This window comes from Saccharopolyspora sp. NPDC047091, assembly GCF_040643635.1.
In the GTDB taxonomy this organism is placed as follows: Bacteria; Actinomycetota; Actinomycetes; order Mycobacteriales; family Pseudonocardiaceae; genus Saccharopolyspora_C.
Genome location: NZ_JBEYUS010000012.1, coordinates 1 through 19454, shown reverse-complemented (window position 1 = coordinate 19454; position 19454 = coordinate 1). Strand labels below are relative to the sequence as shown.

General features: G+C 72.7%; 20 protein-coding genes. 17 read left to right on the top strand and 3 right to left on the bottom strand.

Going from position 1 to position 19454, the window contains the following annotated elements:
• Positions 1-112 precede the first annotated feature (112 nt).
• The 10 genes from ABZ805_RS08325 (at position 113) to ABZ805_RS08280 (ending at position 11576) form a co-directional block, all read left to right on the top strand.
• Positions 113-1630, top strand: coding sequence for a SulP family inorganic anion transporter (locus tag ABZ805_RS08325; RefSeq protein ID WP_358436251.1), 1518 nt, complete (start codon positions 113-115; stop codon positions 1628-1630).
• A gap of 88 nt (positions 1631-1718) precedes the next feature.
• The gene (locus ABZ805_RS08320) at positions 1719-3071 is read left to right on the top strand and encodes a replication-associated recombination protein A (protein ID WP_358436248.1); all 1353 of its coding nucleotides are present in this window, start codon (positions 1719-1721) and stop codon (positions 3069-3071) included.
• 389 nt (positions 3072-3460) lie between these two features.
• On the top strand, positions 3461-4420 hold the full coding sequence (locus ABZ805_RS08315) for a D-glycerate dehydrogenase (protein ID WP_358436246.1): 960 nt from the start codon (positions 3461-3463) through the stop codon (positions 4418-4420).
• Positions 4421-4544: 124 nt separating this feature from the next.
• Positions 4545-4946 carry a DUF948 domain-containing protein gene (locus tag ABZ805_RS08310; protein ID WP_224962481.1) on the top strand — a complete coding sequence of 134 codons (402 nt, stop codon included), beginning with the start codon at positions 4545-4547 and terminating at the stop codon, positions 4944-4946.
• Positions 4943-5284, top strand: a complete 342-nt coding sequence (locus ABZ805_RS08305) for a hypothetical protein (RefSeq protein ID WP_358436243.1) — start codon at positions 4943-4945, stop codon at positions 5282-5284. Before ABZ805_RS08310 ends, ABZ805_RS08305 begins: the two co-directional genes overlap by 4 nt.
• 140 nt (positions 5285-5424) lie before the next feature.
• On the top strand, positions 5425-8100 hold the full coding sequence (gene alaS, locus ABZ805_RS08300; RefSeq protein WP_358436240.1) for an alanine--tRNA ligase: 2676 nt from the start codon (positions 5425-5427) through the stop codon (positions 8098-8100).
• Positions 8101-8168: 68 nt separating this feature from the next.
• Positions 8169-8579, top strand: a complete 411-nt coding sequence (gene ruvX, locus ABZ805_RS08295) for a Holliday junction resolvase RuvX (protein WP_358436238.1) — start codon at positions 8169-8171, stop codon at positions 8577-8579.
• Positions 8580-8590: 11 nt separating this feature from the next.
• Positions 8591-9808 carry an endolytic transglycosylase MltG gene (mltG, locus tag ABZ805_RS08290; protein WP_358436235.1) on the top strand — a complete coding sequence of 406 codons (1218 nt, stop codon included), beginning with the start codon at positions 8591-8593 and terminating at the stop codon, positions 9806-9808.
• On the top strand, positions 9795-10655 hold the full coding sequence (locus ABZ805_RS08285; RefSeq protein WP_358436232.1) for a shikimate dehydrogenase: 861 nt from the start codon (positions 9795-9797) through the stop codon (positions 10653-10655). The genes mltG and ABZ805_RS08285 overlap by 14 nt, the downstream gene beginning before the upstream one ends.
• A gap of 117 nt (positions 10656-10772) precedes the next feature.
• Positions 10773-11576: a serine protease gene (locus ABZ805_RS08280; RefSeq protein ID WP_358436229.1), complete on the top strand. Its 804-nt coding sequence runs from the start codon at positions 10773-10775 to the stop codon at positions 11574-11576.
• Between the two features lie 66 nt (positions 11577-11642).
• Here the strand turns inward: ABZ805_RS08280 and ABZ805_RS08275 are convergent, their stop codons facing one another.
• Genes ABZ805_RS08275 through ABZ805_RS08265 form a run of 3 tightly spaced genes read right to left on the bottom strand, consistent with a single transcriptional unit; the run spans position 11643 to position 14106 of the window.
• A complete protein-coding gene (locus ABZ805_RS08275) occupies positions 11643-11912 on the bottom strand; it encodes an HPr family phosphocarrier protein (RefSeq protein ID WP_224956596.1) in 270 nt (89 codons plus the stop codon).
• Between the two features lie 44 nt (positions 11913-11956).
• Positions 11957-13333, bottom strand: coding sequence for a PTS transporter subunit EIIC (locus ABZ805_RS08270; RefSeq protein WP_358436225.1), 1377 nt, complete (start codon positions 13331-13333; stop codon positions 11957-11959).
• Entirely contained in the window at positions 13330-14106 is a 777-nt protein-coding gene (locus ABZ805_RS08265) for a GntR family transcriptional regulator (protein ID WP_358436223.1), read from the bottom strand. The genes ABZ805_RS08270 and ABZ805_RS08265 overlap by 4 nt, the downstream gene beginning before the upstream one ends.
• Positions 14107-14395: 289 nt before the next feature.
• On the opposite strand from ABZ805_RS08265, the gene ABZ805_RS08260 reads away from it, so the two are divergent.
• The 7 genes from ABZ805_RS08260 to aroQ all read left to right on the top strand — a co-directional run bounded on the left by ABZ805_RS08260 (position 14396) and on the right by aroQ (position 19298).
• Complete coding sequence (locus tag ABZ805_RS08260) at positions 14396-14632, top strand: glucose PTS transporter subunit EIIB (RefSeq protein ID WP_224956593.1); 237 nt, start codon at positions 14396-14398, stop codon at positions 14630-14632.
• Positions 14629-15084: a PTS glucose transporter subunit IIA gene (locus ABZ805_RS08255; RefSeq protein WP_358436220.1), complete on the top strand. Its 456-nt coding sequence runs from the start codon at positions 14629-14631 to the stop codon at positions 15082-15084. The genes ABZ805_RS08260 and ABZ805_RS08255 overlap by 4 nt, the downstream gene beginning before the upstream one ends.
• Positions 15085-15212: 128 nt before the next feature.
• Positions 15213-15866: a prepilin peptidase gene (locus ABZ805_RS08250; RefSeq protein ID WP_358436218.1), complete on the top strand. Its 654-nt coding sequence runs from the start codon at positions 15213-15215 to the stop codon at positions 15864-15866.
• 53 nt (positions 15867-15919) lie between these two features.
• Complete coding sequence (aroC, locus tag ABZ805_RS08245) at positions 15920-17125, top strand: chorismate synthase (protein WP_258341943.1); 1206 nt, start codon at positions 15920-15922, stop codon at positions 17123-17125.
• Positions 17125-17670 carry a shikimate kinase gene (locus ABZ805_RS08240; protein WP_358436216.1) on the top strand — a complete coding sequence of 182 codons (546 nt, stop codon included), beginning with the start codon at positions 17125-17127 and terminating at the stop codon, positions 17668-17670. The genes aroC and ABZ805_RS08240 overlap by 1 nt, the downstream gene beginning before the upstream one ends.
• A 78-nt stretch (positions 17671-17748) precedes the next feature.
• Entirely contained in the window at positions 17749-18861 is a 1113-nt protein-coding gene (aroB, locus tag ABZ805_RS08235; RefSeq protein ID WP_358436214.1) for a 3-dehydroquinate synthase, read from the top strand.
• Positions 18858-19298, top strand: coding sequence for a type II 3-dehydroquinate dehydratase (gene aroQ, locus ABZ805_RS08230; RefSeq protein WP_358436211.1), 441 nt, complete (start codon positions 18858-18860; stop codon positions 19296-19298). Before aroB ends, aroQ begins: the two co-directional genes overlap by 4 nt.
• The last annotated feature ends 156 nt before the right edge of the window (positions 19299-19454 follow it).

Genomic DNA, 19454 nt, shown 5'->3' with positions numbered 1-19454 from the left:
GCGGCGCTCCCGCGGGCTCGCGCGCCACGGCCGTGGCCCGCCGCTCAGCGCCCGACCGCGTGCGAACGCGGCCGCGGGCGTCTACCCCTCAGACATCAACGGAGAGTGCATCGTGACCACTCAGACCAACGCGTCCGCCGAGCGGCGCACCGGTTCCGGAGTCCCGCAGTGGCCCAAGGGGACCTTCGGCGCCGACTTCGGCGCATCCCTGGTGGTGTTCCTGGTGGCGCTGCCGCTGTGCGTCGGCGTCGCCGTCGCCTCCGGCGTGCCCGCCGAGCTGGGCATCATCACCGGCGTCATCGGCGGCATCGTGGTGGGCCTGCTGCCCGGCAGCACCATGCAGGTCAGCGGTCCCGCCGCGGGCCTGACCGTGCTGGTCGCCTCGGCGGTGTCCGAGCACGGCCTCGGCACGCTCGGGGTGATCGTGCTCGGTGCCGGGCTGATGCAGATCGTGATGGGCATCGGCCGCATCGGGACCTGGTTCCGGGCGATCTCGCCCTCGGTCGTGCAGGGCATGCTGGCCGGCATCGGCCTCGTGATCATGCTCGGGCAGCTGTACCCGGTGGGCGGGCTGGAGCAGCCCGCGCACACCGCGGAGAAGTTCGCCGGCCTGCCCGGCCTGGTCGTCGCCATGTTCACCACCCCGCAGGGGCTCGCCGGGCTCGGCGTCACCGTCGTCACCCTGGTGATCCTGTTCGGCTGGCAGAAGATGCCGGAGAAGGTGCGCGGCATCCCCGCCGCGCTCGTCGCCGTCGTCGTGGCCAGCGCCGGGGTGTGGGCGCTGGGCCTGCCGCTGAAGATGACCGAGGTCGGCTCGCTGCTGGAGACCATCAACATCCCCACCGGCGAGGCCTGGGCCGCCGCGGTCACCCCCGCGGTGATCGGCTCCATGATCACGTTCGCGTTGATCGCCTCCGCGGAGAGCCTGTTCAGCGCGGCAGCCGTGGACCGCATGCACGACGGGCCGAAGACGCAGTACAACAAGGAGCTCATCGCCCAGGGCGCGGGCAACGCGGCGTGCGGCCTGCTGGGCGCGCTGCCGATGACCGCGGTGATCGTCCGGTCCGGCGCGAACGTGCGCGCCGGGGCGAAGACGAAGGCGTCCCGCGTGCTGCACGGCGTGTGGCTGCTGCTGTTCGTGATGGCGCTGCCCGGAGTCCTCGGCTTCATCCCGACCGCCGTGCTGGCGGCGCTGCTGATCCAAGCGGGCTGGAAGCTGCTGGAGCTGAACAAGGTCGTCGAGATGCTGCGGACGAACCGGCCCGAGGCGCTTGTGCTGGTGCTGACCGCGGTGATGATCGTGTCCACCGACCTGCTCATCGGCACCCTGATCGGCCTCGGCGCCGCGGTGATCAAGACCGCGTTCGACGTGTCGCGGCTGTCGGTCAAGGAAGAGGAGGGCGACGACGGGTACCTGCGCCTGGAGTTCGGCGGCAACGCCACCTTCCTGCGGCTGCCCAGGCTGCTGGAGCGGCTGGAGAACGTGCCCGCGGACCAGAGCGTGCACCTGGACCTGAGCACGGTGCGGCACCTGGACCAGGCGTGCCACCAGGCGGTGCAGAACTGGGTCGCGCAGCGCGAGCGGGACAACGCCCGCACCGAGGTGGCCATGCCCGCGGGCGTGCGCTGACCGCGGCCGTGCGCGAGCCGCGCCGGAGGAGCCCCCAGCGGGCACCTCTGGCGCGGCCGCGTCGGGGCTCCCGGGTAGCGTCGACGGGGTGAGCGACGGGCTGTTCGACGAGGGGTTGTTCGGCGCCGAGACCGAGGACCGCGCCGGGGAGAAGCTGGCCGAGAACGCGCCGCTGGCGGTGCGGATGCGGCCCCGGTCGCTGGACGAGGTCCTCGGCCAAGGCCACCTGCTGGGCGCAGGGGCGCCGCTGCGCAGGCTGGTGGAGGGCGCGGCCCCCGCGTCGATCCTGCTGTACGGCCCGCCCGGGACCGGGAAGACGACGCTGGCGAACCTGGTATCGCGGGCGACGGGCCGCCGGTTCGTGGCGCTCTCGGCGTTGTCGTCGGGGGTGAAGGAGGTGCGCGCCGTCATCGAGGAGGCGCGCCGCCGCCTCGGCCGCTCCGGCGAGGCGACGGTGCTGTTCATCGACGAGGTGCACCGGTTCTCCAAGACCCAGCAGGACGCGCTGCTGGGCGCGGTCGAGGACCGCACGGTGCTGCTGGTGGCCGCGACCACCGAGAACCCGTACTTCTCCGTAGTGGCACCGCTGCTGTCCCGCTCGCTGGTGCTGCAGCTGCGCAGCCTCGACGAGGACGACGTGCGGGAGCTGGTGCGGCGCGCGGTGACCGAGGAGCGCGGGCTGGCCGGGGAGCTGGAGCTCGCCGACGACGCGCTGGAGCACCTGGTGGCGCTGGCCGGCGGGGACGCGCGCCGCGCGCTGACCGCGCTGGAGGCGGCCGCCGAGTCCGCCGCGTCCACCGGTTCCGGCCGGATCGACCTGGCCACCGTGGAGGCCACGGTGAACCGGGCCGCGGTGCTCTACGACCGGGGCGGGGACCAGCACTACGACGTGGTGAGCGCGTTCATCAAGTCCATCCGCGGGTCTGATGTGGACGCCGCGCTGCACTACCTGGCCCGCATGGTGGAGGCGGGGGAGGACCCGCGGTTCATCGCGCGCCGCCTGGTGGTGCACGCCAGCGAGGACGTCGGCATGGCCGATCCGACGGCGCTGCAGGCCGCGGTGGCCGCTTCGCAGGCCGTGCAGTTCATCGGGATGCCGGAGGGCAGGCTGGCGCTGGCGCAGGCCACCATCCACCTGGCGACCGCGCCGAAGTCGAACGCGGTGATCACGGCGATCGACGCGGCGATGGGCGACGTGCGCGCCGGGAAGTCCGGGACGGTGCCGCCGCACCTGCGCGACGGGCACTACGCGGGCGCGCAGAAGCTCGGCAACGCGAAGGGCTACCGCTACCCGCACGACCGCGCCGAGGGCGTGCTGGAGCAGCAGTACGCGCCGGACGAGCTGGTCGGCACCGACTACTACGAGCCGACGGTGCGCGGCGCCGAGCGGGTGCTGGCCGAGCGGGTCCCGAAGCTGCGCGGCATCGTCCGCGGGGAGTGAACCGCGGGGCGACCGGGCACGGGCGGCCGAGCGTCCGGGGAACGGGCGTCCCGCGGCCGGGCGTCCGGGTGCCGAGCGTCCGAGAACCGGGCGTCCCGCAGCCGGGCGACCGGGGAACCGAGCAGCCGCAGCCGGGTGTCCGGGAACCGGGCGACCCGCAGCCGGGCACCCGGCCACCGAGTGCCCGGCGGCCGAGCGAGCCGCGGCCGGAACGGCAGTGACCTGGCGACCCGCACTCCGCCGACCGCACCTTGAAGACACCCCACTCCGCCGACCCCCACTCCGCCCACCCGCAGCACCGCCCACCCGCAGCACCACCTATCCCCAGCCCCCGGCCGGCGGCGACCGGCCGAGCAGCACCCGCCCGACACAGCACCGAAGGAGCCACCGTGCGGATCGTCGTGACCCGGAACCTCCCCGAAGCGGCCGTGGCGCTGCTGCGCACCGCGGGCGAGGTGCACGTCTGCGAACGGGACAGCGCGCTGGACCCGGCGGACCTGCGCCGCGAAGTGGCCGGGGCCGACGCGGTCGTCGCGATGCTCGGCGACCGGGTGGACGCCGCGGTCGCCGACGCCGCGGGCCCGCAGCTCAAGGTCGTGGCGAACGTGGCCGTCGGCTACGACAACCTGGACGTGCCCGCGCTGACCGGCCGTGGCGTCACCGTGACGAACACGCCCGGAGTGCTGACCGACGCCACCGCCGATCTCGCGTTCGCGCTGGTGCTGATGGCGACCCGCAGGCTCGGCGAGGGGGAGCGGCTGATCCGCTCCGGCACGCCGTGGTTCTTCCACCTCGGGTTCATGCTTGGCACGGGCTTGCAGGGCAAGACGCTGGGGATCATCGGCCTCGGCGGGATCGGGCAGGCCGTGGCCCGCCGGGCGCGCGCGTTCGGCATGCGCATCGCCTACTCCGGGCGTCGCCGGGCCACCGACGCGGTGGAGTCCGAGCTCGACGCCCGGTTCCTGCCGCAGGAGGAGCTGCTGCGCGAGTCCGACGTGGTCTCGCTGCACTGCCCGCTGACCGACGGGACCCGGCACCTGATCGACGCCGCCGCGCTGGCCGCGATGAAACCGTCCGCGGTGCTGGTGAACACCAGCCGCGGCCCGGTGGTGGACGAGGCGGCGCTGGCCGCGGCGCTGCGCGCGGGCCGGATCGCCGCGGCCGGGCTGGACGTGTTCGAGGAGGAACCGGCCGTGCACCCGGAGCTGCTGGAGCTGGACAACGCGGTGCTCGTCCCGCACCTGGGCTCGGCGACCGAGGAGACGCGCACGGCGATGGCCGAGCTCGCCGCGCGCAACGTGGTCGGCGTGCTGACCGGGAACGGCCCGGTCACCCCGGTGGCGGCTTGACCGTCGGACGCGCCGACGAACCGGAAGCGCTCGCCCGGGGGTGGCACGGTAACGTGACGCGCGATCAAGACACCGGCGAATCCTCGTCGGTGGCAGGAAAACCACGTGGAAACCGGGAGGGCACGTGACGCCCACGCAGATCGCCGCGCTGATCGTCGCGGGCGCGTTCGTGCTGCTGGTCGTGCTGCTGGCGATCCCGCTGGTCAAGCTCGGCCGAACGCTGGACGAGGCGACCGTCGCGATCCGCAAGGCGCACGAGAACACCGACCCGCTGTTCACCGGGGCCAACTCGACCCTGACGCACGTCAACACCCAGCTGGAGCGGGTGGACGGCATCACGGCCAACGCCAAGACGGTCAGCGGCAACGTCTCGGCGTTGTCGTCGCTGTTCACGGCTACACTGGGTGGCCCGTTGGTGAAGACCGCGGCCTTCTCGTACGGGGTGAGCAAGGCTCTCCGAGCTCGCCGCAAGCGCAAGGAAGAGCCGTGGGGCAAGCACTCCCGTCGCAAGGGAGGACGCAAGTGAGGCGGATGTTCTGGTTCGGGGCCGGTATCGCCGCAGGCGTGTTCGTGACCCGCAAGGTCAACGAGACCGCCCGCAAAGCGACCCCGAGCGGCGTCGCCGAGCAGCTCGGTGGCGCCATGCGCGAACTCGCGGGGGCCGTCGGCTCGTTCGGCGCGGACGTGCGCGCCGGGATGAGCGAACGGGAGCAGGAGCTGCAGGACGTCGTCGACGGCACCTCGGTGCCGCGGTGGCAGTCCGAGCCCCGCGCGATCGACGCTCGACCGGCGGAAGGCCGGGTTCGCCCGGCCGCTGATGGTGTGCGCGCACCGGCTCGGCGAGCTCGCCGGGCGGAACGCTGAACGGCGGGCGTTCCGGGGAACCGGTGCGGCCCGATCCGGCTCACCGGTAGCGGACCGCCCCCGGTTCCCCGAACGCCCCGCCCACGCGTCCCGCCGCGACCCCGAACCCCGACCCCGCAGCACCCTCCGAAGGAACCACCGTGCAGACCCACGAGATCAACCACCGCTTCACCGAGCACTTCCGCGGCACCGGCCACACCGTGGTGCCCAGCGCCTCCCTGATCCTGGACGACCCCACCCTGCTGTTCGTGAACGCGGGAATGGTGCAGTTCAAGCCGTACTTCCTCGGTGACGCCCCGGCGCCGTACCCGCGTGCGACGAGCATCCAGAAGTGCGTGCGCACCGGCGACATCGACGAGGTCGGCAAGACGACCCGGCACAACACGTTCTTCCAGATGGCGGGCAACTTCTCCTTCGGCGACTACTTCAAAGAAGGCGCCATGGAGCACGCGTGGAAGCTGCTGACCTCCTCGGTCGCCGACGGCGGTTACGGCATCGACCCGGAACGCCTGTGGGTCACCGTCTACGAGCACGACACCGAGTCGGCGGCGCTGTGGCGCAACACGACCGGCATCGACCCGGCCCGCATCCAGGTGCGCGGCGCGGAGGACAACTACTGGGACATGGGCGTGCCCGGCCCCGGCGGCCCCTGCTCGGAGATCTACTACGACCGCGGCCCGGACTACGGCCGCGAGGGCGGCCCGAACGTCGACGAGGACCGCTACATCGAGATCTGGAACCTGGTGTTCATGCAGGACATCCGGGGTGAGGAGAGCCCGAAGAAGGGTGCTCCGCTGCTCGGTGAGCTGCCGACGAAGAACATCGACACCGGCATGGGCGTCGAGCGGGTCGCGTGCCTGCTGCAGGGCGTGGAGAACGTCTACGAGACCGACCTGGTGCGCCCGGTGATCGCGAAGGCCGAGGAGCTCTCCGGCCGCCGCTACGGCGCGAACGCCGAGGACGACGTGCGGTTCCGCGTCATCGCCGACCACGCCCGCTCCGGCGTGATGCTCGTCGGCGACGGCGTCACCCCCGGCAACGAGGCCCGCGGCTACGTGCTGCGCCGGTTGCTGCGCCGCATCGTGCGCTCCACCCGCCTGCTGGGCGTGCAGGAGCCGGTGCTGGGCGAGTTCACCCAGGTCGTGCGGGACGCGATGGCGCCGTCCTACCCCGAGCTCAAGACCGAGTTCGAGCGGATCGATTCGGTGATCCGGAACGAGGAAGAGGCGTTCCTGACCACCCTCACCGCCGGCTCGAAGATCTTCGACGTGGCGGTCGCCGACACCAAGAAGGCCGGTGGGCAGCAGCTCGCGGGCGCCAAGGCGTTCCAGCTGCACGACACCTACGGCTTCCCGATCGACCTGACCCTGGAGATGGCCGCCGAGCAGGGCCTGGCCGTGGACGAGGTGGGCTTCCGCGAGTTGATGGGCGAGCAGCGCCGCCGCGCCAAGGAGGACGCGAAGGCCCGCAAGACCGGCCACGGCGACCTGTCCACCTACCGCACGCTGCTGGACCAGCACGGCACCACCGAGTTCATCGGCTACACCGACCTGGAGTCGCAGAGCCGGGTGCTCGGCCTGCTCGTCGACGGCGTCCCCGCCAAGTCGGCGGCCGCGGGCACCGAGGTGGAGCTGGTGCTCGACCGCACCCCGTTCTACGCGGAGGGTGGTGGCCAGATCGCCGACACCGGCACCCTGGTCGGCCCGGGCGTCGAGGTGCGCGTGTCCGACGTGCAGCGCTCCGTCCCCGGCCTGTTCGTGCACCGCGCGAAGGTCGTCTCCGGTGAGCTGGGCGTGGACACCGAGCTCGAGACCGCGGTGGACCGGGACCGCAGGCGCGCCATCGAGCGCTCGCACTCGGCGACGCACCTGGTGCACGCGGCGGTCCGCGGCGCCTACGGCAAGCGGGCCGCGCAGGCCGGGTCGCTGAACTCGCCGGGGCGGATGCGGTTCGACTTCACCGCGCCCAGCTCGGTGTCGGCCTCGGTGCTCAGCGGCGTGGAGGAAGAGGTCAACTCCTACCTGCAGAACGACGTCGAGGTCTCGTCGTACACCACGACGATGGACAAGGCGATGGAGCTCGGCGCGATGGCGCTGTTCGGCGAGAAGTACGGCGACCAGGTGCGGGTGGTCGACATGGGTGACTACTCGCGGGAGCTGTGCGGTGGCACGCACGTGGGCCGGATCGGCCAGCTCGGCGTGGTGAAGCTCGTCGCGGACTCCTCGGTGGGGTCCGGCGTGCACCGGGTCGAGGCGCTCGTCGGCATGGACGCGATGCGCCACATCAGCAAGGAGCACCTGCTGGTCACCCAGCTCGCCGAGCAGTTCAAGGTGCCCGCCGAGGAACTCCCGGAGCGCATCGAGGGCGTCGTCGCCCGGCTGCGCGGTGCCGAGAAGGAGCTGCAGCAGCTGCGCGTGCAGCAGGTGCTGTCCTCCGCCGGTGACCTCGCCGGACGCGCCGCCGACGTGCGCGGCGTGAGCCTGGTCGCCGAGCAGGTCCCGGACGGCGTCGACGGCGGTGCGCTGCGCGCGCTGGCCGGCGAGGTCCGCGGCAGGCTCGCCGGGCGCCCCGCGGTGGTGGCGCTGTTCGCCGCCGACCCGGCCGAGGGCAAGGTGTCCTTCGTGGTCGGCATCAACGACGCCGCGCGGGACCTCGGTCTCGCCGCGGGCAAGCTGGTCCCGTCGTTCGCCGCCGAGGTCGGCGGTCGCGGTGGCGGCAAGCCGGACATGGCGCAGGGCGGTGGCTCGAACCCGGCCGGAGTGCCCGCCGCGATCGAGGCGCTGCGCCGCGCGCTGGACGGGTCGGTCCAGGGGTGACCTCAGGACAGCGGGGCGTCGGCCCGGCGGCCGACGCCCCTGACCCGGGAGCGGGACGCCGGATCGGGGTGGACGTCGGCGCGGTGCGTGTCGGGATCGCGCTCAGCGACCCGGCACCGATGCTGGCGACCCCGCTCGTCACGCTCCGGCGAGATGTGGACGCGGAGAGCGACCTGGTGGAATTGACCCGCTTGGTCGCCGAGCACGAGGCGGTCGAAGTCGTGGTCGGCCTGCCGAAGACGCTCGCGGGCAGGCACGGCAGTGCCGCCGAGTCCGCCCACGCGTACGCCGAAGCACTGGCCACCAGGATCGATCCGATCCCGGTGCGCTTTCACGACGAACGGTTGACCACGGTCACGGCGAGCCGCATGCTCTCCCAACGGGGGGTTCGCGGCAAGCGACAACGCGCCGTGGTCGACCAGGCCGCCGCAGTGGAGATCTTGCAGGCATGGCTTGACGCCCGGTCGCAGACCACCTGAGAGGACCTTTCGTGAGCGACGATCTCGGCCTGTTCGCGGACGACGCGGGCGAGCCGCCACGGCGCAGCCGCAGGGAGGTCCGCGAGCAGCGGGCCGAACTGCGCCGCCGGAAGCGACGCGGTTCGGTGACCGCCCTGGCCGGACTCCTCGTCCTGCTGCTGGTGGGCGGGGGCGTGGTGTACGGCGCCATGCAGATACTCCAGATCGGGTCCTACGACGACTACCAGGGCGAGGGCACCGGTGAGGTGATCGTGGAGGTCTCCTCCGGCGACACCGTCAGCGCCATCGGCCAGACCCTGGCCAAGGCGGACGTGGTGGCCTCCTCCACCGCGTTCACCAAGGCGGCGCAGGACAACAACCAGATCAACAGCATCCAGCCGGGCTTCTACCTGATGAAGTCGAAGATGTCCGGCGCGTCCGCGGTCAGCTACATCCTGTCGCCGGAGGCCAAGACCGGCCGCATCGAGGTGCGCGGCGGACAGCGGCTGGAGGACCAGCAGAGCCCCGACGGCGGCAAGACGCCGGGCATCCTCACCAAGCTCGCCGAAGCGACCTGCACCGGTGACGAGAGCAAGTGCACCACCTCCGAGCAGATGCACGAGGCCGCGGGCACCGCCGACCTCGCCACGCTGGGCGTGCCGGACTGGGCGATCGAAGGCGCGTCGAAGGCAGAGCCGGAACGGCGGCTCGAAGGGCTGATCATGCCCGGCATCTACGACGTGAAGCCCGGCGAGCCGCCCCAGGAGGTGCTGCGCCAGGTGGTGACGAAGTCCGCGGCGCTGCTGGAGGCCGCGGGTCTGCCGCAGGCCGCCGACGGCACCGGGCGTTCCCCGTACGAGCTGCTCACGATCGCCTCGCTGGTGCAGAGCGAAGGCATCGAGCGGGACTTCGACAAGGTCTCCCGGGTGATCTACAACCGCACCACCGATCCGCAGATGCGGCTGCAGTTCGACTCGACGATCAACTACCCGCTGGACAAGCCGACGCTGCTGACCAAGCCGGAGGACCGCCAGCGGGAAGGGCCGTACAACAGCTACCAGAACTACGGCCTGCCGCCGACGCCGATCTCCACGGTGAGCACGGCCGCCGTGGCCGCGGCGGAGAAGCCGGCCGACGGCACCTGGGTGTACTTCGTGAAGTGCTTCCCGGACGGCACGTCCTGCTTCGCCACCACGATGGCCGAGCACGACCGCTACATCGTCGAGGCGCAGCAACGTGGCGCGTTCTGATCCTGCGGGGCGCAAGGCCGCCGTGGTCGGTTCGCCGATCGGGCACTCCTTGTCGCCGGTGCTGCACACCGCGGCCTACCGCGAGCTGGGACTGACCGGCTGGAGCTACGAGCGGTTCGACCGGGACGCCGACGGGCTCGTCGAGCTCGTCGGGTCCCTCGGACCGGAGTGGGCGGGCCTGTCGGTGACCATGCCGGGCAAGCGCGCCGCGCTGCGCCTGGCGAAGGAGGTCACCGACCGGGCCGCCGCGGTGGGCGTGGCGAACACCCTGACCCGGCTCGGATCGGGGGAGTGGGCGGCGGACTGCACCGACGTGGACGGCGTGACCGGCGCGCTGCGGGCCGCGGGTGGCTTCACCGGCGGCCACCGGGCGCTGCTGCTCGGCGCGGGCGGCACGGCCGCCGCCGCGGTCGCCGCGTTCGCGGAGCTGGGCCTCGCGGAGCTGACCGTGGCGGTGCGCGAGCCCGCCCGGGCGCGGGACGTGGTGCTGACCGCGGAGCAGGTGGGGCTGCGGGTCTCGGTCGAACGGCTGGACGCGCTGGACCTGGGCGCTGCGGCGTCCGAAGTGGACGTCCTGGTGTCCACGTTGCCCGCGGGTGCCGCCGACGCGCACGCCCCGGAGCTGGCGCGGGCGGCCTGCGTGCTCGACGTGATCTACCACCCGTGGCCGACTCCGCTGGCCGACGCGGTGTCCGCCGCGGGCGGGCGGCTGGCGACCGGGCTGGACATGCTGCTGCACCAGGCGTTCGGCCAGGTCGAGCAGTTCACCGGCAGGCCTGCTCCGCGTGCGGCGATGCGCGACGCGTTGCTGGCGGCCACCGGCGGAGAACTGGCCCTCCCGCTCTGATCCCGTCGCCTCCCTTGGCTGGAAGGACGAGATCGTCCTGTCCGTTCGGCTGATCCGCGGGTGCGGGGATTTCCCTAGCCTCGCTCTCGCAGGAGATCACCGAACGAGGAGCGAGCGATGACCCGATCCACCCGCCGGACCCGGGACGGACGAGCAGTGCTGCTGGGGGTGCTGGGGGCGATCACGCTCGCGGCGGCGCCGGTGGCCTCGGCCGCGGCCCAACCCGAGATGGAACCGATGATCGTCGGCGGGCACGACGCCACCGAGCAGTACCCGTTCATGGTGTCGCTGCAGTTCACCGGGAACGGCGGCCACTTCTGCGGCGGTTCGCTGATCCGCCCGGACTGGGTGGTGACCGCCGCGCACTGCGCCGCCGGCCAGCAGCCGGGCGACGTCCAGGCCCGGGTCGGCAGCGCGGACAACACCACGGGTGGGACCGTCGCGGGCGTCTCGGAGCTGATCGTGCACCCCGGCTACGACGGGGAGCAGCCCACGAACGACGTGGCGCTGGTGAAGCTGGATCGGGCCGTGGAGCAGCAGCCGATCGCGCTGGCCGCCGACTCCGGCGCGCCCGGCGACGCGACCCGGATCATCGGCTGGGGCGTCACCTGCGACGACCGCGAGCAGTGCCCCGAACTGCCGACGCAGCTGCAGGAGCTGGACACCGAGATCGTCCCGGGCGACCGGTGCTCCAACGGTTTCGACGACGCCACCGAGCTGTGCACCGACAGCCCCACCGAAGGCGCCCAGGGCTGCAACGGCGACTCCGGCGGGCCGCAGCTGACCGGTGAGCCGGGGCGCTGGGAGCTGATCGGGGCGACCAGCCGCGACGGCGACGAGAGCCCGATTTGCGGCACCGGCACCGGGATCTGGACCGACCTGACCGCGCACGCGGACTGGATCGAGCAGAACGCGGTCTGATCGCCGCGAGCCGGAACGACGGCGGGGGTGGTGCCGGACCGGCACCACCCCCGCTTCAGCACGGCGTCACTGCGCGTCGAGATCCGATCCGACGAGCTCCGCGAGCTGGTCCAGAGCCGCGTCCGCCCCATCGCCCTCGGCGGCGAGGACGACCTCGTCGCCGTGACCGGCACCGAGCGTCATCAGCCCGAGGATGCTGCCCGCCTGGACGGGCTCGGTGTCGGACTTGCGGATGGTGATCTGCACGGTCTGGGCCGCGGCCGCCTTGGCGACCAGCGCGGCGGGGCGCGCGTGCAGGCCGACCTTGCTGGCCACGGTCACCCGTCGCTCGGGCATGGGGTTCCCCTTTCCTGGTGGAGGTGCTGGAGCCGGGTCGCGGCTCAGGACTTGCCGGTGTCCTCGCCGCCGGCGGACGTCGCGTCGGCGCCGCCCTCGGCCGGGGTGTCAGTGGACATGGTCGTCGTGGTGGTGCTGGTGTTCTCCCCGGATTCCGCGGTTCCGGCTCCGGCCGCTGGGGCCGTCGGAGCCGCTGCGGGCTTCTCGGTGCCGCCCTGGCCTTCGTCCAGCAGCGCCGAACCTTCGCCCGCATCCTCCCGTCCCGGGGTCCGCAGGTTCCACTTCGTGATCACGAACCGGAACACGAAGTAGTAGATCACCGCGTAGACCAGGCCGATCGGGATCAGCCACAGCGACCGCTGCGAGATGCCGAAGTTCAGCACGTAGTCGATCGCGCCCGCCGAGAACCCGAACCCGGAGTGGATGTCCAGGTAGTTCACCAGCATGTGCGAGGTACCGGTGAGCACGGCGTGGATCAGCAGCAGCGGCCAGGCCACGAAGATGAACGAGAACTCCAGCGGCTCGGTGATGCCGGTGAGGAACGAGGTGAGCCCCACCGAGAGCATCACGCCGCCGACGACCTTGCGCTGCGCGGGCGGCGCGCTGCGCCAGATCGCCAGCGCGGCGGCGGGCAGCGCGAACATGAAGATCGGGAAGAAGCCGGTCTGGAAGGTGCCCGCGGTCGGGTCGCCCTCGAAGAACCGGGCGATGTCGCCCTTCTGGCCGTGGTAGTCGCCGAACAGGAACCACACCACGTTGTTCGGGATGTGGTGCAGCCCGAACGGCAGCAGCAGCCGGTTGATCAGGCCGTAGATGCCGCCGCCGAGCACGGCGTTCGCGGTCACCACGTCGCTGAACGCGGTCAGCCCCGCGTCGAACAGCGGGTACAGCAGACCCAGCACGGTGCCGATCACCAGCATGGACACCGCGGTCACGATCGGCACGAACCGGCGTCCGCCGAAGAACCCGAGGTAGTCGGGCAGCTTGATCCGGTGGTAGCGCTGCCACAGCCAGGCCGCGACGAGACCGGCGATGATGCCGCCGAGCACGCCGTACGGGCCCTTGTTGTACGAGGTCCCGGCCTCCTGCCCGGTGATCTCCCACATCACGCCGGCCAGCACCAGGTAGCCGACGGCCGCCGACAGCGCGGTGGTGCCGTCCGCCTTGCGGGCGAAGCCGATCGCGACACCGATCGCGAACAGCAGCGGCAGGTTGTCGAACAGCGCACCGCCGGCCGCGCCGATCACTCCGGCGGCGGTCTGCAGGCCGGGGACGCTGCCCAGCAGGTCCTCCTGGCCGAGCCGCTGCAGCAGCGCCGCGGCGGGCAGCACCGCGATCGGCAGCATCAGGCTCCGGCCGAGCCGTTGCAGCAGCGCGAAGCCCTTCGAGCTCGCGCCGCCGCTCGCTGAGCCGACGGTCATGGGGCTACCTCCTCGGGTGGACGGCCGGTGCTTCCGGCCTGAGTTCGCAGGGGCATCGTCACTTGGTACGCGTCCCCTCGGTACCAGGAACGCATGTCCTCGACCGGGGCTTCGCGGGAAGTCGAGATCCGGCGGAACACGAGCAGCGGGCTGCCGGGCTGCACCCGCAACAGCCGGGCGGTCTCCGCGTCGGCGCTCTCGGCCAGCACCGTCTGCATCGCGTGCTCCAGCCGGACGCCGTAGTGCCGCTCCAGCAGCGAGTACATCGATTCGGTGAGGTCGCGGCCGAGCAGGCCCGGCGCCGCCGCCGGGTGGAACCAGCCGCGCTCCACGGCCAGCGGCGCCCCGTCGGCCTTGCGCAGCCGGGTCAGCCAGTAGGCGGGGGCGCCCGGTTCGAGGCCGAGCGCTTCGGCGGTGTCCGGGGGCGGCGGCAGTTCGGCGTGGCCGAGCACCTCGGTCTCCGCCCGCAGGCCGCGGCGGCGCATGTCCTCGGTGAACGAGGCCAGGTCCAGCCGGACGTCGACGCGGGGCCGCGCGGTGAAGGTGCCCTTGCCGCGGACCCGCACCAGCAGGCCTTCGGACACGAGCTGGCCGATGGCCTCGCGCACCGTCAGCCGGGAGACGCCGTAGCTCAGCGTGAGGTCCCGTTCGGAGGGCAGCGCGGCGCCCGGCGGCAGCTGCGCGGTGGCCAGTTCGCGGAGGATCTCGCGCAGCTGGGCGTGCTTGGGCGTGGGTCCGTCGAGCAGCGCGTCCGCTGTGCTGCGCTGGGCCACGACGCCCTCCCTGATCAGGGCCTTCTCGGCCGGATCGCGGTGTCGGCCGGATCGATCCGGATCGATCCGGCGGGAACCGCTCCGCCGTGATCGGGATCATTGGTACTGTCCGGTCTAAACCAGTTGCTGCGGAAGAATGCTGTCTCACACGGATGGGTGTCAAGACGGGGCTGTTTTTGTTGCCGCTTCGACACTCGGTAACGCAAGATCGACCAAGTGCGGGACCCTTCCCGGACGACGAACGCGCACCGGACGGACGTAGACCGCCGGGAGACGAAGGGAGCTTCGGGTGGCTCAGAACAAGGCCGCCGCGATCCTGGCCGCGCTGGGCGGCGGGGACAACGTGGTGGAGATCGAACCGTGCATCACGCGCCTGCGCTGCGAGGTCGGCGACGAGTCGCGCGTGGACGAGGCCGCGCTGAAGGCGGCGGGCGCGCACGGGGTGCTGCGGCAGGGCACCGTCGTCCAGGTCGTCGTCGGACCGGAGGCGGACACGCTGGCCGGGGACATCGAGGACCTGCTGTGAGCGTCGAGGTGCGGAGCCCCGTGACCGGGTTGGCCGCCGCGCTCACCGACGTGCCGGACCCGGTGTTCTCGCAGGCCATGGTCGGTCCCGGCGTGGCGGTCAAGCCCGCGGCCGGGCCCGCGGACGCGGTCGCGCCGATCGCCGGGACGGTCGCCACGCTGCACCCGCACGCGTTCGTGGTCGCCTCCCCGGGCGGCACCGCGGTGCTGGTGCACCTGGGCATCGACACGGTCCAGCTCAAGGGCGAGGGGTTCACCCTGCACGTCGCCAAGGGCGACACCGTCGAAGCGGGCGCGCCCGTCGTGTCCTGGGACCCGTCGGTGGTGGAGGCGGCCGGGTACTCCGCGGTGTGCCCGGTGATCGCGCTGGACCTCACCGCCGAGGCGCTGCACGACCTCCGCGAGGACGGCGAGGTCGCCGCGGGGGACCCGTTGTTCACCGTCGAAGGCTGACGTCCGCGTCGGAGAGCGGCCCGCGAGCGGTGCGGCGGGCCGCTCTTTCGTGTCCGGTCGTGGGGGACGCCGACACGCCGGGGAATGTCGGCACGGGACTCTCCGCGTCCGGGCGCGACGCTGGGCGCATGGATCTGACGAGCGGGATCGCCCACCTCATCGGCACCGCCTTCGCGGCCGGGGCGCTCGGCGCGGTGGCCGGCCGGGCCGGCCGCGCGCTGCTGCGCACCGCGCGCATCGGGATAGCGGTGCCGCGCTGGTGCTGCGCCGCGGGCACCGCGCTGCTGTGGGCGCCGGTCGCCGTCCGGGCGGTGGCCGGGGCGTTACCGGTGTGGTGGGCACCGGTGCCGTTGCTGCTGGGCTGGGCCGGAGTGCTGCTCGCGGCCTGCGACCTGCGCGCGCACCGGCTCCCGGACGCGCTCACCCTGCCCGCCTGGCCGCTGGCGTTCGCCGCGGTGGCCGGGGCCGCCGGTGCCGCGGCGGATGCCGTGATGCTGGTCTCGAGTTTCCTCGGCGCCGCGCTGTTCGCCGGCTGCTACGGGCTGGTGCGGATGCTCTCGCCGCCCGCGCTGGGACCGGGCGACGTGAAGCTGGCCGGGCCGCTCGGCGCGCTGGTCGGCGCGGTGTCGGTGCCCGCTGTCCTCGGATGCGTGCTGGTGAGCGCGGTGCTCACCGTGCTGCACGCGTGCGCGGCGCGGCGGCGCGCGGTGCCGCACGGCCCGGCGATGCTGCTGCCCGCCTGGCTGGTCACGGCGGTGGGACCGGTTCCCGGAAGCGGTTGACCGATCCGCACCCGGCCCGCCCGGCCTGCGGCGTTGCGTGGCAGGATTTCGGTGTGTTGCGTTGGATGACAGCCGGAGAATCGCACGGTCCCGCCCTGGTGGCGGTGCTGGAAGGCATGGTCGCCGGAGTGGAGGTGACCACCGCCGACATCGCGACCCAGCTGGAGCGGCGCAAGCTCGGCTTCGGCCGCAGCCCGCGGATGAACTTCGAATCCGACGAGCTGGAGATCATCGGCGGGGTCCGCCACGGGCGCACCCAGGGCGGCCCCGTCGCCGTCCGCATCGGCAACACCGAATGGCCCAAGTGGGAACAGGTGATGTCCGCCGACCCGGTCGACGAGGACGTGCTCTCCGGGCTCGCCCGGAACGAGCCGCTGACCCGGCCGCGGCCCGGCCACGCCGACCTGCCCGGCATGCAGAAGTACGGCTTCGAGGAATCGCGGCCCGTGCTCGAGCGCGCCAGCGCCCGCGAGACCGCGGCCCGCGTCGCCGCGGGCACCGTCGCGCGCCGGTTCCTGCAGCAGCTGCTCGGCGTCGAGATCGTCAGCCACGTGGTGAGCCTCGGCTCCGTCAGCGTCGCGGGCGAAGCGCTGCCCGGCCCGGACGACCTCGCCGCCATCGACGAGAACCCGGTGCGAGCCTTCGGCGACGACGCGACCGAGCGGATGATGGCCGAGGTCGACGCGGCCAAGGCCGACGGCGACACCCTCGGCGGCGTCGTCGAGGTCATCGCCTACGGCCTGCCCGCGGGCATCGGCTCGCACGTGCACTGGGACCGCAAGCTCGACGCCCGGCTCGCCGGTGCGCTGATGAGCATCCAGGCGGTCAAGGGCGTCGAGATCGGCGAGGCGTTCGCCAACGCCACCCGCCGGGGCAGCGCCGCGCACGACGAGATCTACCCGGCCGACGGCGCCCGCTGGGTCAGCCGCGGCAGCAACCGCGCGGGCGGTCTCGAAGGCGGCATCACCAACGGCGAACCGCTCGTGGTGCGCGCCGCGAAGAAGCCGATCTCCAGCCTGCCCCGCGCGCTGGCGACCGTGGACACCGACACCGGCGAACCGGCGCAGGCCATGCACCAGCGCTCCGACATCACCGCCGTGCCCCGGGCCGCCGTCGTCGCCGAGACGATGGTCGCGCTGGTGCTCGCCGAAGCGGTGCTGGAGAAGTTCGGCGGCGACTCGCTGCCGGAGACCCGCCGCAACGTCGAGGGCTACCTCGCCGCCCTGGCCGAACGCGCCGAGAAGCGGCAGGTGCGCTGATGTCGCCGCGCGCCGTCGTGATCGGCCCGCCCGGGTCGGGCAAGACGACGGTGGGCAGGCTGCTCGCCGACCACCTCGGCGTGGCGTTCCGCGACACAGACGACGACGTGGTTCGGCTGGCGGCCAAACCGATCCCGGACATCTTCACCACCGACGGCGAACCGGCATTCCGCGCGCTGGAGGAGCAGGCCGTGGCCACCGCGCTCGACGAGCACCCCGGCGTGCTCTCGCTCGGCGGCGGTGCGGTGATCTCCGAGCGCACCCGGAAGCTGCTCGCCGACCACCCGGTGGTGTTCCTGACCGTGGGCCTCGCCGAAGGCGCCCGCCGCACCGGCCTGGCCCAGACCTCCCGTCCGCTGCTGGCCGGGGTGAACCCGCGCGCCACGTTCAAGGCGCTGCTGGACGCGCGGCTCCCGCTGTACCGGGAGGCCGCCGACGTGGAGCAGCCCACCGACGGCCTCGAACCGTGGCGCCTGGTCGAACTGGTCGCCGGGAAGCTGGCCGAGATCCGCCCCGGCGGCACCACCCCCGTCGCCGATGCGTGAATAATCGTGGGAGAACGCCGCGGGGCGCTCGACGTCCCGGCGGCGGTTGCCGAGCCCCGACTGAATGAGTGGAGAACGATGCCCGAGCCGGTGCGCATCACGGTCGGATCCGAGCAGCCCTACGACGTGGTCGTCGGCCGGGGCCTGCTCGGCGACCTCGTCGAGCTGCTGAGCGGGACCTCGGTGGTGGCGCTGCTGCACCAGCCGAGCATCACCACGACCGTCGAAGCCGTGCGCGAGGAGCTCGCCGACGCGGGCATCGACGCGCACCGGGTCGAGATCCCCGACGCCGAAGAGGGCAAGAGCCTCGCCGTGGCCGGGTTCTGCTGGGAGGTCCTCGGCAAGATCGGCATGGACCGCGGCGGCGTCGTCGTGTCCTTCGGCGGCGGTGCCGTCACCGACGTGGCCGGCTTCATCGCCGCCACCTGGATGCGCGGCGTGCGCGTGGTGCACGTGCCGACGACGCTGCTCGGCATGGTCGACGCCGCGGTCGGCGGCAAGACCGGCATCAACACCGAAGCGGGCAAGAACCTCGTCGGCCTGTTCCACGAACCGACCGCGGTGCTGGTGGACCTGGCGACGCTGGAGAGCCTGCCGCGCAACGAACTCATCGCGGGCATGGCGGAGGTCGTCAAGACCGGCTTCATCGCCGACCCGCGCATCCTCGAACTGATCGAGCAGGACCCGGACGCGGCGCTGGACCCGACGGGCGACGTGCTCGGCGAACTGGTGCGCCGCAGCATCCAGGTGAAGGCCGACGTGGTCGCCGCGGACCTCCGCGAGTCGCACCAGCGGGAGATCCTCAACTACGGCCACACGCTGGCGCACGCCATCGAGCGCCGGGAGCGCTACCGGTGGCGCCACGGCGCCGCGGTCAGCGTGGGCCTCGTGTTCGCCGCCGAGTTGTCCCGGCTGGCGGGCCGCCTCGACGACGAGACCGCGGACCGGCACAAGCGGGTGCTGGACCTGCTCGGCCTGCCCACCTCCTACGACCCGGACGCGCTGGGCCAGCTGCTGGACTCGATGAAGCTGGACAAGAAGACCCGCTCGGGGATGCTGCGGTTCGTGGTGCTCGACGGCCTCGCCAAGCCCGGCAGGCTGGAAGGGCCGGACCCGTCGCTGGTGGCCGCCGCCTACTCGGCGCTGACCGGGGGCGAGCGCAAGCAGGCCGGGTCGGAGGTGTTCCTGTGAAGGTCCTGGTGCTCAACGGCCCGAACCTGGGGCGGCTGGGGACGCGGGAGCCGTCGATCTACGGATCCACCACCTACCCGGATCTGGTCGCGCTGTGCGAGCGCACCGGCGCCGAGCTGGGCCTGGACGTCGAGGTGCGGCAGACCGACCACGAAGGCGAGATGCTCGGCTGGCTGCACGAGGCCGCCGACGGGGGCACCCCGGTGGTGCTGAACGCGGCGGCGTGGACGCACTACTCGATCGCGGTGCGCGACGCGTGCGCGCAGCTGACCGCCCCGCTGCTGGAAGTGCACATCTCGAACGTGCACAAGCGGGAGTCGTTCCGCGGGCACAGCTACCTGTCGGACATCGCGACCGGAGTCCTCGTCGGGCTGGGGGTCCGCGGGTATGCCCTGGCCCTCCGATGGATAGCCGACGAGAACACGGCGCACGCCTGAGATCTTTCGGGTTCTTCTGCGCAGGTGAGCGGATGGCGGAACCTCAGCGCTTTCCTCGCTGCGGGATCGTTTTCACCTTGGAGACCGCCGACGTGGTGATCGTGCGGGACGAGCTCGCCGCCGTCGGCAAGCTCGTCGACCTGTCCCGCCGGGCCC